This window comes from Citrobacter farmeri (assembly GCF_019048065.1).
GTDB classification, from domain to species: domain Bacteria; phylum Pseudomonadota; class Gammaproteobacteria; order Enterobacterales; family Enterobacteriaceae; genus Citrobacter_A; species Citrobacter_A farmeri.
This window is the reverse complement of the sequence record NZ_CP077291.1, coordinates 2,965,998-2,981,394: the sequence shown is the minus strand read 5'-3', so window position 1 is coordinate 2,981,394 and position 15,397 is coordinate 2,965,998. Positions and strand designations below refer to the sequence as shown.

The following is a 15,397-nucleotide window of genomic DNA, read 5'->3' as shown; positions in this document are numbered from 1 at the left end:
TGCGCTTATCAGGCCTGGCGGCGAAACTTAGTACATTACTTTATGACCGTACTGCTCAAGAATTCCTTTAACGCGTTCCATCGTTTCTTTCTTCGGCGGATGCACACCATCCAGTTTGTACTCTTCGCCCATCGCCACCCATTTGTGTTTACCCAGCTCGTGATAGGGCAGGAGCTCAATTTTCTCAACGTTGCCCATGTCGCGGGTAAATTCACCGAGTCGGTGCGCTGAGTCATCATCGTCGGACCAGCCTGGCACCACGACGTAACGGATCCACACGTTGATATCTTTGTTTGCCAGGTAGCGGGCAAACTCCAGCGTACGGTGATTGGACACGCCGACCAGATTCTGGTGGATCTCATCATTCATCTGTTTAAGGTCGAGCATCACCAGATCGGTGACCTCCAGCAGTTCATCAATGACCGGGTCGTAGCGGCGAACAAAACCGTTAGTATCCAGACAGGTATGGATACCTTCTTTCTTACAGGCACGGAACCAGTCACGAACAAATTCCGCTTGCAGGATAGCTTCCCCCCCAGATGCCGTTACGCCGCCGCCGGATGCGTTCATAAAGTGGCGATAGGTCACGACCTCTTTCATCAGTTCGTCAACGGTGACTTCTTTACCACCATGCGTGTCCCACGTATCGCGGTTATGGCAATACAGGCAGCGCATCAGGCAGCCCTGGAAGAAAGTAATAAAGCGGATGCCCGGGCCGTCAACGGTACCACAGGATTCAAAGGAGTGAATGCGACCAATAACTGACATTGCGGTGTTTCTCCAGGTGTGGCCCATCCGGGGCCGTGTTGGTGCACAGCTCATTGGCTGTGTCGAGTCTGTTTTGGCGGTTATCCATTGAGTATAGATAGCTGACAAAACAGGCTGTGTTTGGGAAACGACCTGTTAAAAAGGCCCCACTTCCGTGGAGCCTTTATTGTACGCCTTTTAACGCGTGATTTCAGTCAAAACACATTACATGGTCTGAGTGAAGGTACGAGTAATAACGTCCTGCTGCTGTTCTTTCGTCAGGGAGTTAAAACGTACTGCGTAACCGGATACACGGATGGTCAACTGCGGATATTTTTCCGGATGTTCCATCGCGTCCAGCAGCATTTCACGGTTCATTACGTTCACGTTCAGGTGCTGACCACCTTCGATGGACGCTTCATGATGGAAGTAACCATCCATCAGACCGGCAAGGTTAGTCTTACGAACTTCGTCGTCTTTACCCAGTGCGTTCGGAACGATAGAGAAGGTATAAGAGATACCATCTTTCGCGTAAGCAAACGGCAGTTTAGCGACGGAGGTCAGAGAGGCAACCGCACCTTTCTGGTCACGACCGTGCATCGGGTTAGCACCTGGTCCGAACGGCGCGCCAGCACGACGACCATCTGGGGTGTTACCGGTTTTCTTACCATACACAACGTTAGAGGTGATGGTCAGAACAGACTGAGTCGGGATAGCATCACGGTAGGTTTTCAGTTTCTGAATTTTCTTCATGAAACGTTCAACCAGGTCAACCGCCATGTCATCAACGCGAGCATCGTTGTTACCAAACTGCGGGTATTCGCCTTCGATTTCGAAGTCGATAGCCAGACCGTCTTCGTCACGAATCGGTTTAACTTTCGCATATTTGATAGCAGACAGGGAGTCAGCCGCAACGGACAGACCTGCGATACCACATGCCATGGTGCGGATAACGTCACGGTCGTGCAGCGCCATCAGAGAAGCTTCGTAGCTGTACTTGTCGTGCATGTAGTGGATAACGTTCAGCGCGGTGACATACTGCTTAGCCAGCCAGTCCATGAAGTGATCCATACGATCCATTACTTCGTCGAACTTCAGAACGTCGCCTTTGATCGGTTCTGATTTCGGGCCAACCTGCATTTTCAGTTTTTCATCAACGCCGCCGTTGATTGCGTACAGCATGGTTTTCGCCAGGTTTGCACGCGCACCAAAGAACTGCATTTGTTTACCAACGATCATCGGGCTTACGCAGCAAGCGATAGCGTAGTCGTCGTTGTTGAAGTCCGGACGCATCAGGTCATCGTTCTCATACTGCAGAGAAGAGGTGTCGATGGACACTTTAGCGGCGAATTTCTTGAAGTTCAGAGGCAGTTTTTCAGACCACAGAACGGTGATGTTCGGCTCCGGAGACGGACCCATGGTGTACAGGGTATTCAGGAAGCGGAAGCTGTTTTTGGTAACCAGAGTACGGCCATCAACGCCCATACCACCGATAGATTCGGTTGCCCAAATCGGGTCGCCGGAGAACAGTTCATCATATTCCGGAGTACGCAGGAAGCGAACCATACGCAGTTTCATGACCAGGTGGTCAATCATTTCCTGAGCGTCTTGCTCTGTGATTTTACCTGCTTTCAGGTCACGTTCGATGTATGCATCCAGGAAGGTGGAGACACGACCGAAGGACATTGCAGCGCCGTTCTGAGATTTAACTGCGGCCAGGTAGCCGAAGTAAGTCCACTGAATAGCTTCCTGAGCGTTGGTTGCCGGACCAGAGATATCGCAGCCATATTTAGCAGCCATCTCTTTGATCTGACCCAGCGCACGGTGCTGTTCAGCAATTTCTTCACGCAGACGGATAGTCGCTTCCAGGTTTACGCCGTTTTCCAGGTCAGACTGCAGAGAGACGAACTGAGCGTATTTATCTTTCATCAGGAAGTCGATACCGTACAGCGCAACGCGACGGTAGTCACCGATGATACGACCACGGCCATACGCATCTGGCAGACCAGTCAGAACACCGGATTTACGGCAGTTCAGAATGTCTTTGGTGTAAACATCGAAAACACCCTGGTTGTGGGTTTTACGATATTCAGTGAAGATTTTTTTCAGCATTGGGTCCAGCTCGCGGTTATACGCTTTGCAGGAACCTTCAACCATTTTGATACCACCGAACGGGATGATCGCACGTTTCAGCGGAGCTTCAGTTTGCAGACCAACAATCTTCTCAAGGGCTTTGTTGATATAGCCAGCGTCGTGAGAAGTGATGGTGGAAGCAACAGAGGTGTCAAAGTCAACAGGCGCGTGAGTGCGGTTTTCCTGTTTAACGCCTTCCATCACGCTGTCCCACAGTGCAGTGGTCGCATCAGTCGCGCCAGCCAGGAAGGACTCGTCACCCTCGTACGGAGTGTAGTTTTTCTGAATGAAGTCACGGACGTTTACTTCATTCTGCCAGTCACCTTTGGTAAAACCTTCCCAGGCTGTGGCTAACTTTTCATTAAGCTCGGACATGTAACACCTACCTTCTTAAGTGGATTTTTTATTTACTGCGTGTGGCGGTCATCAGAGATTAATGATGATCGTTATCACGCAGATAAATGACCCAGTATGTCAACCCAACCAACAAACCCCCGCCGATAATGTTGCCGATCGTAACCGGAATCAGGTTATCAGTGATGAAGTTCATCGCGGTCAGGTGAGAAAAATTTTCCGGCGTCGAGCCAACTGCGCTCCAGAACTCCGGTGTTGCGAGATCACGGATTACAATACCCATTGGGATCATAAACATGTTTGCGATACTGTGCTCAAAACCGCTGGCAACAAACATCGCAACCGGTAATACCATGATAAACGCTTTATCCATCAGGCTACGGCCTGAATAGCTCATCCATACGGCCAGGCAGACCATCAGGTTTGCGAGGATACCGAGACTGACGGCTTCAATAAAAGTATGGTGCATTTTGTGGTCGGCGGTTTGCAGGACGTTCATTCCCCACTGGCCGTTGGCGACCATATATTCGCCAGAAAGCCACATCAACAGCACAAAGAGCAAGCAACCAACCAGGTTACCAAAATAGACGTTGAGCCAGTTTTTCGCCAACTGACCCCAGGTGATACGACCACTGGCTTTGGCGACGACAATCAACACGGTTGACGTAAAGAGATCTGCACCGCAGATGACGCAAAGAATCAACCCCAGAGAGAAGCAGATACCGCCAATCAGTTTCGCCATACCAAAGGGCATCGTACCTGTACCGGTCGTTGCGGTGATATAGAAAACAAAGGCGATGGAAATGAACACACCGGCAGTAATTGCCAGGAAGAAAGTCTTAAGCGGATGTTTCGTTGCTTTATAGACGCCTGCCTCTTCGGCCACTTTGGCCATTGCTGCAGGGAGTAAAAGATCAAAAGGGTTGTCAGCTTTCACACTAACTCTCTCTTTATTAAGTCGGCGACGAGATACTAACAAAGCATTATAGATGAGAAATTGATGTAGATCATATCTCGCCTGGCTTATAGGCCCGTAATGCGCATGGTTTTTATGCAATTACGGTGTAATTTATTGATTTATATGATAAAAATAAATTTTAAAATTTAGCAAATGAGTTGAAAATTTTCCTTCCTGGGTCTGCTGGCCAGTTAATTAATATGGAGTAATTGGCAGGCAAAGTAACAACTGGCTGTTAAAATGCGTAATATCAACTACCAATATTTAACCTTGTTATTACATTTATTTTCGGATGGCCAAAAATAAGTAAAACGGGGCACTTAAAGCGCCCCGTAATATAGCTCAGACGATTATTTAAACCTACATAGCGCAGGTTAATTGTCTTTATTTTGACCAGAATGAAGATTTTGCGCGCTGCAACTTCTCATAGGCCTTCAGCAGCGACTGGTGTGACGCGAAAGCATGCAGATCGCTGTCTACCGGCTGAAGACCATAAAAGGCCGCTTCGCCGCTCAACGCTGCGCTGGCGGCTTCGACCGCAGCAGCGCCATACATGCGGACAAACGCGTTCAGATATTGCAGCGGTTCACGCTCTTCTTCTTGCGACAAAAGCAGCAGCGTTTGCAGGCAACGGTAGTAATTCGCCCGTTCAGCGCTAAAGATCGACGCATTAAATTCCATCGTCCATTCAGTCCAGATCAGCGCCTGTTCCAGATCGCCACCTGCCAGCGCCAGCATTGCTTTCAGCTCGCCAATACGCAGGGTGTACCAGCCGTTATCCGATCCGGTTGCCAGACCTAACAGTTCACGAACGCGGGTGAAATCATCAAACCCTTCTTCATCTAACTGTTCAATCAGGTTGAGATAGTCTTCTTTATCCCAGGCACTGTTCGGCAGTGAGAGGAGGGTCTCGCGCAGATGGCTGCCCATGCTGTTATTGGCGAGCCACAAATCTTCAGCGGGATAAATATCAGACATCCCTGGAACGATGATCCGGCAGGCGTAAACGCCCAGGTGTTCGTAATCGGCGATGTACACTTCTTTATCTTCCGCGTTGAAGATCGCCATCAGGGTGGCGAACTCTTCTTCTGTGGTACCAGAGAAGCTCCAGTCAACGAACGGATAGTCGGCATCCTGCTTGAACAGATCCCAGGAGATCAGGCCGCTGGAGTCAATGAAATGTGTTTCCAGGTTGGTATGTTCAGCCACTTCTTCATCGTCGAAGGTCGGCGGCGTGAAGACATCGAGATCTTTCAGACCGCGGCCTTGCAACAGCTCCGTCACCGTACGCTCAAGTGCAACACCAAAATCAGGGTGCGCTCCAAAGGAGGCAAAGCAGGTGCCGTTAGCCGGGTTGAACAGGACGACGCAGATCACCGGATACTGACCGCCCAGAGAACCGTCGTAGGCAAAGATCGGGAAACCTTCTGCTTCCAGCGTCGCAATAGATTCCACGACCGCCGGATAGCGTGCCAGTACGTCGGCCGGGATTTCCGGCAGACTGATACTTTCGGCAATAATGCGATTCTTCACGTAACGTTCAAAGACTTCAGAAAGCCCCTGCACGCGCGCTTCATTACGGGTGTTACCGGCAGACATCCCGTTCGAAACGTACAGGTTGCCGATAATGTTCATCGGAATATAGACGGTCTGGTTATCTGACTGGCGGGTGAATGGCAGACCGCAGACGCCGCGTTCTTCGTTACCAGACTGCAGGTCGATCAACATACTGCCTGTCAGTTCGTTCTCGGGATCGTAGAAAGCCCGCAGGCGCGCATCCAGCAGGCCTTCTGGCACGTCGTCACTTTCGGTCAGCGGGAACCATTTCTCGTTCGGATAATGCACGAACGGACCATTGGCGATGGTTTCACCCAGCCAGAAATCGGCAAAAAAATAGTTGGTCGACAGACGCTCGAAATATTCGCCCAACGCCGAAGCCAGCGCGGCTTTTTTTGTCGCCCCTTTGCCGTTGGTAAAGCACAGTGCGCATTCTTTATCGCGAATGTGTACAGACCAGACGTTCGGCACCGGATTCAGCCACGAGGCCTCTTCAATATGAAAGCCGAGGTCAAGCAGTTTCTGCTGGAAGCGAGCGATGGAGTCTTCCAGAGCGGCGTCTTTGCCGGGGATAAATGTTTGCGTCATGAAAATCACTTTTGTCGTACGGAAAGCGCGCAATGATACGGGTTTTATGTGACTGACGCTATCGCCGCCACGGACCAGGCGCAAATAAAACTTTTGACTATGCTTTTATCCAGTACCTGCGTTAAGGCATAAAAATGAAAGCATTTGATTTACAACGGATGGCGCTCGACAAAGTCCCCCTGGAGTTCCTCTGGGAAGTCTCTCTGCGCAGTCTCTATACCTTTATTCTGGTGTTCCTGTTTCTTAAACTGACGGGCCGACGCGGCGTAAGGCAGATGTCGTTATTCGAAGTGCTGATCATTCTGACGCTGGGGTCGGCGGCAGGGGATGTGGCTTTTTATGACGATGTGCCGATGCTGCCCGTGCTGGTGGTCTTTATTACCCTGGCGATTTTATATCGACTGGTGATGTGGCTGATGGCGCGCAGTGAAACGCTGGAGGATCTCCTGGAAGGTAAACCTGTCGTTATTATCGAAGACGGCGAGTTAGCCTGGTCAAAGCTCAGCAACGCGAACATGACCGAATTTGAGTTCTTCATGGAACTGCGGCTGAACGGTGTTGAGCAACTGGGGCAGGTCAGACTGGCGATCCTCGAAACGAATGGGCAAATCAGCGTCTATTTCTTTGCAGACGAAAAGGTGAAGCCTGGGCTTAGCATTCTGCCTGAATATTGTACGCAGCGTTTCAGGGTCATGCCGGAAGCGGGAGATTACGCCTGCGTGCGCTGCAGTGAAGTGATCGGCATGAGTGCCGGGGATAGCCAATTTTGTCCGCGTTGCAAAAATCCAGAATGGTCGAAGGCCAGCCGGGCAAAAAGGGTCGTCTGACAGCAAGAATGTCGGTCTTTCATCGTCAATCCCGAAGATTCTGTTGTGTGAGCGAACACTCATTTTTGCTCAGCTCCGTTTTAGCCATTGCGGCGCGTGTCACTGAATGATAAAACCGATATCCACAGGAATAACTTATACCCAATCTCAATTCATGTATGAAAGAGGTTGGGTTAATAACAACGCAACGTGGTGAGGGGAAATGGCTCAGGTCTTCAATTTTAGTTCAGGTCCGGCAATGCTACCGGCAGACGTACTCAAACTGGCTCAAAAGGATCTTTGTGACTGGAACGGTCTTGGTACGTCCGTCATGGAAGTGAGCCACCGCGGAAAAGAGTTCATCCAGGTCGCGCAAGAAGCGGAGCAGGATTTTCGCGATCTGTTAAATATCCCCTCCAACTACAAAGTGCTGTTTTGTCACGGCGGTGGTCGCGGCCAGTTTTCTGCGATTCCACTTAACATTCTGGGCGACAAAACCACGGCTGATTACGTTGATGCCGGCTACTGGGCTGCCAGCGCCGTTAAAGAAGCGAAAAAATACTGCACGCCGAATGTGATTGATGCCAAAGTCTCGGTCGATGGCCTACGCGGCGTGAAGCCGATGAGCGAGTGGCAGCTTTCTGATGATGCGGCTTATCTGCATTACTGCCCGAACGAAACCATTGATGGCATCGCGATTAACGAAACGCCCAATTTTGGTGCCGATGTGGTGGTGACCGCCGATTTCTCCTCGACCATTCTTTCTGGGCCGCTGGATGTTTCTCGCTACGGCATTATTTACGCGGGTGCGCAGAAGAACATTGGCCCGGCGGGGCTGACGCTGGTCATCGTACGCGAAGATTTACTGGGTAAAGCGAATGTGGCATGCCCGTCGATCCTCGATTACGCCGTCCTGAACGACAATGACTCCATGTTCAACACGCCACCGACTTTCGCCTGGTACCTTTCTGGCCTGGTGTTCAAATGGCTAAAAGCCAATGGCGGCGTGGCCGCGATGGATAAAATCAATCAGCAAAAGGCAGAACTGCTGTATGGCGTGATTGATAACAGCGACTTCTATCGTAACGATGTGGCGAAAGCGAACCGTTCACGTATGAACGTGCCGTTCCAGTTGGCTGACAGCGCGCTGGATAAGATCTTCCTGGAAGAATCGTTTGCCGCCGGTCTGCATGCGCTGAAAGGCCATCGCGTCGTCGGCGGTATGCGCGCTTCTATCTATAACGCGATGCCGTTGGAAGGAGTAAAAGCGCTTGCCGAGTTCATGACCGATTTCGAGCGTCGCCGCGGCTAATCTGTTGTCTCTTTTCATCCCCACAGCGTTGTCTGTGGGGTTTTTATTTCTGTCTTTTGAGAGTTGAGTTTCATGGAATCCCTGACGTTACAACCCATCGCTCGGGTCGATGGCACGATTAACCTGCCAGGCTCGAAGAGTGTATCTAACCGCGCGTTGTTACTGGCGGCGTTAGCACATGGCACCACTGTGCTGACCAACCTGCTGGACAGCGATGACGTTCGCCATATGCTCAATGCCCTGAGTGCGTTGGGGATTGATTACACCCTTTCTGCGGATCGTACCCGCTGCGAAATTACGGGTAATGCAGGCCCTCTGCATGCTGAAGGTTCGTTAGAACTGTTTCTGGGGAATGCCGGAACGGCGATGCGACCGCTGGCCGCCTCGTTGTGCCTTGGGACAAACGATATTGTGCTGACCGGCGAACCGCGCATGAAAGAGCGTCCGATTGGTCACCTGGTGGATGCACTGCGTCAGGGCGGGGCGAACATTGAATATCTCGAACAGGAAAACTATCCACCACTTCGACTGCGTGGCGGGTTTGCCGGTGGACGGGTTGACGTTGACGGTAGCGTCTCCAGCCAGTTCCTTACCGCGCTGCTGATGACCGCGCCTCTGGCGCCGCAGGATACGGTGATTAGCATTAAAGGTGAGCTGGTCTCGAAACCGTATATTGATATCACATTGAACCTGATGAAAACCTTTGGCGTTGAAATAGAGAACCAGAGCTATCAGCATTTCGTGGTCAAAGGCGGCCAGCAGTATCGCTCTCCGGGCCACTATCTGGTCGAAGGCGATGCTTCATCAGCCTCTTATTTCCTTGCAGCAGGCGCGATAAAAGGCGGAACAGTGAAAGTGACAGGGATTGGTCGCAACAGCATGCAGGGCGATATTCGGTTTGCCGATGTGCTGGAGAAAATGGGCGCGACCGTGACCTGGGGTGACGACTTTATCGCCTGCACTCATGGGACGCTTAACGCTATCGATATGGATATGAACCACATTCCGGATGCGGCAATGACCATTGCCACCACGGCGCTGTTTGCCGACGGTACAACGACGCTTCGCAACATCTATAACTGGCGTGTCAAAGAGACTGACCGTCTGTTTGCGATGGCGACCGAACTGCGCAAAGTTGGCGCGGAAGTGGAGGAGGGGCATGATTTTATTCGCATCACGCCACCGGCACAGCTGAAGTTTGCCGACATTGGGACCTACAACGATCACCGCATGGCGATGTGTTTTTCGCTGGTGGCGTTATCTGACACACCGGTCACGATCCTGGATCCGAAATGCACCGCCAAAACCTTCCCTGACTACTTCGAACAACTGGCGCGTATTAGCACGCCGGCTTGATAAAAGTAAAACATTGTCATCTTTCGGGCTGGTTGCTCTCCAGCCCGCTATAATTGCGCAATTATTCTTCACCTGGTGACAGACTAAACCGGTTTTTGCACACAATGTTAACGATTGTGGGCGTTGGCGCGTATAATGCGCGGCGTTTACGTTAACAGAACGCCTGTTTAAGGAGATAAAGATGACGGCAATTGCCCCGGTAATTACCATTGATGGCCCAAGCGGTGCAGGAAAAGGCACCTTGTGCAAAGCGATGGCGGAAGCATTGCAATGGCATCTGTTGGACTCTGGCGCAATCTATCGCGTGCTGGCGCTGGCGGCATTACATCATCATGTTGATGTCGCATCGGAAGACGCACTGGTCCCACTGGCAACCCATCTTGATGTTCGCTTTGTCTCAACTGACGGAAATCTGGAAGTGATTCTTGAAGGGGAAGACGTTAGCGGTGAAATCCGCACGCAGGAAGTCGCCAATGCCGCCTCTCAGGTTGCGGCATTCCCACGAGTCCGTGAAGCGCTACTGCGTCGTCAACGCGCTTTTCGTGAAGCGCCGGGACTGATCGCCGACGGACGTGATATGGGGACGGTGGTTTTCCCCGATGCGCCGGTTAAAATTTTCCTTGACGCCTCCTCGGAAGAACGTGCGCATCGCCGTATGCTACAGTTGCAGGAGAAAGGCTTTAGTGTTAACTTTGAACGCCTTTTGGCCGAGATCAAAGAACGCGACGATCGCGACCGAAACCGTGCTGTAGCGCCGCTGGTACCCGCTGCTGATGCTTTAGTTTTAGATTCTACACGATTAAGCATTGAGCAAGTGATTGAAAAAGCGCTACAATACGCGCGCCAAAAACTGGCACTCGCTTAAGAGCGACCGAATTTGCAGTACCCCCGTTGCAATGGAATGACAGCGGGTATGTTAAACAACCCCATCCGGCACGGAGCCAGGTGGACGTTAAATATGAAACCTGAAGATTAAACATGACTGAATCTTTTGCTCAACTGTTTGAAGAATCCTTAAAAGAAATCGAAACCCGTCCGGGTTCCATCGTTCGTGGTGTTGTTGTTGCTATCGACAAAGACGTTGTTCTGGTTGATGCAGGCTTGAAATCTGAATCTGCAATCCCTGCAGAGCAGTTCAAGAACGCAGCTGGCGAACTGGAAATCCAGGTGGGCGACGAAGTTGACGTTGCTCTGGATGCAGTAGAAGACGGCTTCGGTGAAACACTGCTGTCTCGTGAAAAAGCGAAACGTCACGAAGCATGGATCACGCTGGAAAAAGCTTACGAAGATGCTGAAACTGTTACCGGTGTTATCAACGGCAAAGTTAAGGGCGGCTTCACTGTTGAGCTGAACGGTATTCGTGCGTTCCTGCCAGGTTCACTGGTAGACGTTCGTCCGGTGCGCGATACGCTGCACCTGGAAGGCAAAGAGCTTGAATTCAAAGTCATCAAGCTGGATCAGAAGCGCAACAACGTTGTTGTTTCTCGTCGTGCCGTGATCGAATCCGAAAACAGCGCAGAGCGCGATCAGCTGCTGGAAAACCTGCAGGAAGGCATGGAAGTTAAAGGTATCGTTAAGAACCTCACTGACTACGGTGCATTCGTTGATCTGGGTGGCGTTGACGGCCTGCTGCACATCACCGATATGGCATGGAAACGCGTTAAGCATCCGAGCGAAATCGTAAACGTTGGCGACGAAATCACTGTTAAAGTGCTGAAATTCGACCGCGAACGTACCCGTGTATCTCTGGGCCTGAAACAGCTGGGCGAAGATCCGTGGGTAGCTATCGCTAAGCGTTATCCGGAAGGTACCAAACTGACCGGTCGCGTGACCAACCTGACCGACTACGGCTGCTTCGTTGAAATCGAAGAAGGCGTTGAAGGCCTGGTTCACGTTTCCGAAATGGACTGGACCAACAAAAACATCCACCCGTCCAAAGTGGTTAACGTTGGCGACGTAGTGGAAGTCATGGTGCTGGATATCGACGAAGAACGTCGTCGTATCTCCCTGGGCCTGAAGCAGTGCAAATCTAACCCATGGCAGCAGTTCGCGGAAACCCACAACAAGGGTGACCGTGTTGAAGGTAAAATCAAGTCTATCACTGACTTCGGTATCTTCATCGGCCTGGACGGCGGTATCGACGGCCTGGTTCACCTGTCTGACATCTCCTGGAACGTTGCAGGCGAAGAAGCAGTTCGTGAATACAAAAAAGGCGACGAAATCGCAGCAGTTGTTCTGCAGGTTGACGCAGAGCGCGAGCGTATCTCTCTGGGCGTTAAACAGCTGGCAGAAGATCCGTTCAACAACTGGGTTGCACTGAACAAGAAAGGCGCAATCGTAAACGGTAAAGTGACTGCAGTTGACGCGAAAGGCGCAACCGTAGAACTGGCTGACGGCGTTGAAGGTTACCTGCGCGCTTCTGAAGCATCCCGTGACCGCGTTGAAGATGCTACCCTGGTTCTGAGCGTGGGTGACGACGTTGAAGCTAAATTCACCGGCGTTGACCGTAAGAACCGTGCAATCAGCCTGTCTGTTCGTGCTAAAGACGAAGCTGATGAGAAAGATGCAATCGCCACTGTTAACAAACAGGAAGATGCAAACTTCTCTAACAACGCGATGGCTGAAGCTTTCAAAGCAGCTAAAGGCGAGTAATTCTTTGATACTTCGGGATGTTTCGTCCCGAAGTCAGATTAGATTACTTGACAGATTATAGAATTCGTTCTGTAATCAATGACAAAGGGCGGCTACGGCCGCCCTTAATCAATGCAACAGCAGCAGCTTATTGGAACCGGAGGAATCATGACCAAGTCAGAATTGATTGAAAGACTTGCCACTCAGCAATCTCATATTCCCGCGAAAGCGGTTGAAGATGCAGTAAAAGAGATGCTGGAGCATATGGCCTCGACTCTTGCACAGGGCGAGCGTATTGAAATCCGCGGTTTCGGCAGCTTTTCTTTGCACTACCGTGCACCACGTACCGGGCGTAACCCGAAGACTGGCGATAAAGTGGATCTGGAAGGGAAATACGTTCCGCACTTTAAGCCGGGTAAAGAACTGCGCGATCGCGCCAATATTTACGGTTAAGTTTTTCGCAAAACGTAACGTCAGAAAAGCACCTTTACGGTGCTTTTTTCTTGCCTGTACCCTGTTCCGGAATATCGCTCGCATTTCACGTTGCACATTGCCGAGTGGCGATGAAAATCGCTGAATCATTGCCGTAAATCCCTCATTCTTCCCCTGACAACCTCTGTTCAGACCTGCACACTTCCCCCAACACGGGGGTGTGTATGAAATTAACGACGGTCAGTCTGTGCGCATTAGGGGGGATTTTCCCCTTATTCCTGCTGCCTGCGCTTCCGGGGTCATGGGTTGTTAGCGTTCTGTTTGTACTGGCCTGCTTGCTCTGTCTGAACCGCTGGAAAGTAACGCAGTGTGCCGGACTTCTCCTGTTGTTTTTCCTCTGGGGCGTCATGGCGGCAAAGCAGTCGCTGTGGGCGGTAAATACATTGCCTGGTGCCACGCAGGAAGCGGTCGTAGAGCTTACGGCCACGGATAACATGACAACACATGCTGGATTGATCACTCATCTTAATGGACACCGGCTTTTTCCTTCCGTAGGCGTTGTGCTTTATGATCAATACTTACCAATAGCACCCTGCGCGGGGCAACGTTGGGCGATGTCGCTGAAGGTCCGCGCCATTCACGGCGAATTAAATGACGGCGGATTTGATAGCCAGCGTTATGCGTTGGCACAGCATCAGCCGCTCAGCGGTCGCTTTTTGCAGGCAAAGGCTGTCGACAGCAAATGCAGTTGGCGGGCTCGCTATCTCGCCTCATTGACCACCTCTCTGGAAAATTATCCCTGGCGGCAGGTGATATCAGGACTCGGGATGGGGGAGCGGCTGCTGGTCCCGCAGGAGGTCAAAGCGATCATGCGTGATACCGGTACGGCGCATTTGATGGCGATTTCTGGTCTGCATATCGCTTTCGCGGCTTTACTGGTTGCTGCTCTGCTTCGCGGTGTGCAGTTTCTGCTGCCGGTTAGTATGATCCGCTGGCAGCACCCGCTGATTGGTGGGCTTATTTGCGCTGCGTTTTATGCCTGGTTGACCGGATTACAACCTCCGGCTCTACGTACGATGGTGGCGTTGCTGGTATGGGGCGCACTGAAATTAACCGGGCGGCAATGGAGCGGTTGGTCGGTCTGGTGCTGCTGTCTGGCGGCCATCCTGATTGTCGATCCCGTCGCTGCGATCTCGCAAAGCCTGTGGCTTTCTGCCTTTGCTGTTGCCGCTTTGCTGTTCTGGTATCAATGGTTTCCTTGTCCCAACTGGCCTTTACCGCGCGCCGGGCGTTTGCTTGTCGAGCTGGCTCATCTGCAACTGGGTATTACTTTGTTGCTCCTGCCGCTTCAAATTGCGCTGTTTCACGGAGTCAGCCTGACCTCTTTTGTGGCAAATCTGTTTGCCGTCCCATTGGTTACGTTTGTCAGTGTTCCGCTGATCCTCACTGGAATGGTGGTCCACCTCACCGGTCCGCTGTTTCTTGAGGACGGACTCTGGTATCTGGCCGATCGCTCATTAGCCACGTTATTCTGGGGACTTAAGCACTTGCCTCCGGGGTGGATGAATGTGGATAGCCGTTGGCAATGGTTGGTTTTTGCTCCCTGGCTGATATTACCTTGCTGGCGATTCGTTGCATGGCGCATCTTTCCAGGTCTCTGTCTGGTAACGCTGGTGCTATTGAGCTGGCCGTTCTGGAGTTCGCCACGCACCGATGCGTGGCAGGTGCACATGCTGGACGTCGGACAGGGGTTGGCGATGGTCATCACCCGCAATGGCAAAGCGTTACTCTACGATACCGGGTTGGCCTGGCCGGGAGGCGACAGTGCTCAACAGATGATCATTCCATGGCTGCGCTGGCATCACCTGCAGCCAGAGGGAATAATTCTCAGCCATGAACATCTCGACCATCGCGGTGGACTACACTCTTTGCAGACAACCTGGCCAACACTTTGGGTACGCAGTCCGCTAGGCTGGCAGGGCCATTTGCCGTGTTATCGCGGTGAGATGTGGCAATGGCAGGGATTGCGTTTTAGCGTGCACTGGCCGTTAAAGGGAGACCTGACGCAGGGAAACAATCACTCCTGTGTCGTAAAGATTGATGATGGCAGGCACAGTATTCTGCTGACGGGCGATATAGAGTCGCCGGCGGAACAGAAAATGTTAAGCCATTACTGGCAGCACCTTTCAGCGACGGCAGTGCAGGTACCGCATCATGGCAGCAACACCTCTTCTTCACTGGCATTAATTCAACGTGTGAATGGCAGAGTGGCGTTGGCCTCAGCATCACGTTACAACGCCTGGAGACTGCCATCCCGGAAGGTGAAGCAGCGCTACCAGCAACAGGGTTACCGGTGGCGTGATACTCCGCATCAGGGGCAAATTTCGCTGGATTTTTCAACACAGGGCTGGCAGGTCATCAGTCTGCGGGAGCAAATTTTACCTCGTTGGTATCATCAGTGGTTTGGCGTGTCAGACGATAACGGGTAGAATATGCGGCTATTTCAACAGATGCTGGTTTCTT

Annotated in this window: 11 protein-coding genes; 7 read left to right on the top strand and 4 right to left on the bottom strand. The window is 51.6% G+C overall.

Annotated features, from left to right (window positions below):
* Window positions 1-27 precede the first annotated feature (27 nt).
* The 4 genes from pflA to ycaO all read right to left on the bottom strand — a co-directional run bounded on the left by pflA (window position 28) and on the right by ycaO (window position 6,337).
* Window positions 28-768, bottom strand: a complete 741-nt coding sequence (pflA, locus tag I6L53_RS14050; protein WP_042320222.1) for a pyruvate formate lyase 1-activating protein — start codon at window positions 766-768, stop codon at window positions 28-30.
* A 204-nt stretch (window positions 769-972) separates the two neighbouring features.
* A complete protein-coding gene (pflB, locus tag I6L53_RS14045) occupies window positions 973-3,255 on the bottom strand; it encodes a formate C-acetyltransferase (protein WP_042320221.1) in 2,283 nt (760 codons plus the stop codon).
* Between the two features lie 58 nt (window positions 3,256-3,313).
* Window positions 3,314-4,171 (bottom strand): formate transporter FocA, encoded by an 858-nt coding sequence (gene focA / locus I6L53_RS14040; protein WP_042320220.1) that lies wholly within the window; start codon window positions 4,169-4,171, stop codon window positions 3,314-3,316.
* Between the two features lie 405 nt (window positions 4,172-4,576).
* Window positions 4,577-6,337: a 30S ribosomal protein S12 methylthiotransferase accessory factor YcaO gene (gene ycaO, locus I6L53_RS14035; protein WP_042320555.1), complete on the bottom strand. Its 1,761-nt coding sequence runs from the start codon at window positions 6,335-6,337 to the stop codon at window positions 4,577-4,579.
* A gap of 134 nt (window positions 6,338-6,471) precedes the next feature.
* Between ycaO and I6L53_RS14030 the strand changes: the two genes are divergently transcribed.
* The 7 genes from I6L53_RS14030 to I6L53_RS14000 all read left to right on the top strand — a co-directional run bounded on the left by I6L53_RS14030 (window position 6,472) and on the right by I6L53_RS14000 (window position 15,363).
* Complete coding sequence (locus I6L53_RS14030; RefSeq protein WP_042320218.1) at window positions 6,472-7,164, top strand: DUF421 domain-containing protein; 693 nt, start codon at window positions 6,472-6,474, stop codon at window positions 7,162-7,164.
* A 202-nt stretch (window positions 7,165-7,366) separates the two neighbouring features.
* The gene (gene serC / locus I6L53_RS14025) at window positions 7,367-8,455 is read left to right on the top strand and encodes a 3-phosphoserine/phosphohydroxythreonine transaminase (protein WP_042320215.1); all 1,089 of its coding nucleotides are present in this window, start codon (window positions 7,367-7,369) and stop codon (window positions 8,453-8,455) included.
* Between the two features lie 72 nt (window positions 8,456-8,527).
* The gene (gene aroA / locus I6L53_RS14020) at window positions 8,528-9,811 is read left to right on the top strand and encodes a 3-phosphoshikimate 1-carboxyvinyltransferase (RefSeq protein ID WP_042320213.1); all 1,284 of its coding nucleotides are present in this window, start codon (window positions 8,528-8,530) and stop codon (window positions 9,809-9,811) included.
* A 181-nt stretch (window positions 9,812-9,992) separates the two neighbouring features.
* On the top strand, window positions 9,993-10,676 hold the full coding sequence (gene cmk, locus I6L53_RS14015) for a (d)CMP kinase (protein ID WP_042320210.1): 684 nt from the start codon (window positions 9,993-9,995) through the stop codon (window positions 10,674-10,676).
* Between the two features lie 113 nt (window positions 10,677-10,789).
* A complete protein-coding gene (gene rpsA, locus I6L53_RS14010) occupies window positions 10,790-12,463 on the top strand; it encodes a 30S ribosomal protein S1 (RefSeq protein ID WP_042320207.1) in 1,674 nt (557 codons plus the stop codon).
* A gap of 147 nt (window positions 12,464-12,610) precedes the next feature.
* Window positions 12,611-12,895, top strand: coding sequence for an integration host factor subunit beta (ihfB, locus tag I6L53_RS14005; RefSeq protein WP_002463068.1), 285 nt, complete (start codon window positions 12,611-12,613; stop codon window positions 12,893-12,895).
* A gap of 203 nt (window positions 12,896-13,098) precedes the next feature.
* Complete coding sequence (locus I6L53_RS14000) at window positions 13,099-15,363, top strand: ComEC family protein (protein ID WP_042320204.1); 2,265 nt, start codon at window positions 13,099-13,101, stop codon at window positions 15,361-15,363.
* Window positions 15,364-15,397 lie beyond the last annotated feature (34 nt).

Bases quoted from the DNA above. Each gene is read 5' to 3' on its own strand.
- I6L53_RS14000 (WP_042320204.1), top strand. From the start codon at position 13,099: ATGAAATTAACGACGGTCAGTCTGTGCGCATTAGGGGGGATTTTCCCC.
- ihfB (WP_002463068.1), top strand. From the start codon at position 12,611: ATGACCAAGTCAGAATTGATTGAAAGACTTGCCACTCAGCAATCTCAT.
- rpsA (WP_042320207.1), top strand. From the start codon at position 10,790: ATGACTGAATCTTTTGCTCAACTGTTTGAAGAATCCTTAAAAGAAATC.
- ycaO (WP_042320555.1), bottom strand. From the start codon at position 6,337: ATGACGCAAACATTTATCCCCGGCAAAGACGCCGCTCTGGAAGACTCC.
- I6L53_RS14030 (WP_042320218.1), top strand. From the start codon at position 6,472: ATGAAAGCATTTGATTTACAACGGATGGCGCTCGACAAAGTCCCCCTG.
- serC (WP_042320215.1), top strand. From the start codon at position 7,367: ATGGCTCAGGTCTTCAATTTTAGTTCAGGTCCGGCAATGCTACCGGCA.
- pflA (WP_042320222.1), bottom strand. From the start codon at position 768: ATGTCAGTTATTGGTCGCATTCACTCCTTTGAATCCTGTGGTACCGTT.
- pflB (WP_042320221.1), bottom strand. From the start codon at position 3,255: ATGTCCGAGCTTAATGAAAAGTTAGCCACAGCCTGGGAAGGTTTTACC.
- cmk (WP_042320210.1), top strand. From the start codon at position 9,993: ATGACGGCAATTGCCCCGGTAATTACCATTGATGGCCCAAGCGGTGCA.
- aroA (WP_042320213.1), top strand. From the start codon at position 8,528: ATGGAATCCCTGACGTTACAACCCATCGCTCGGGTCGATGGCACGATT.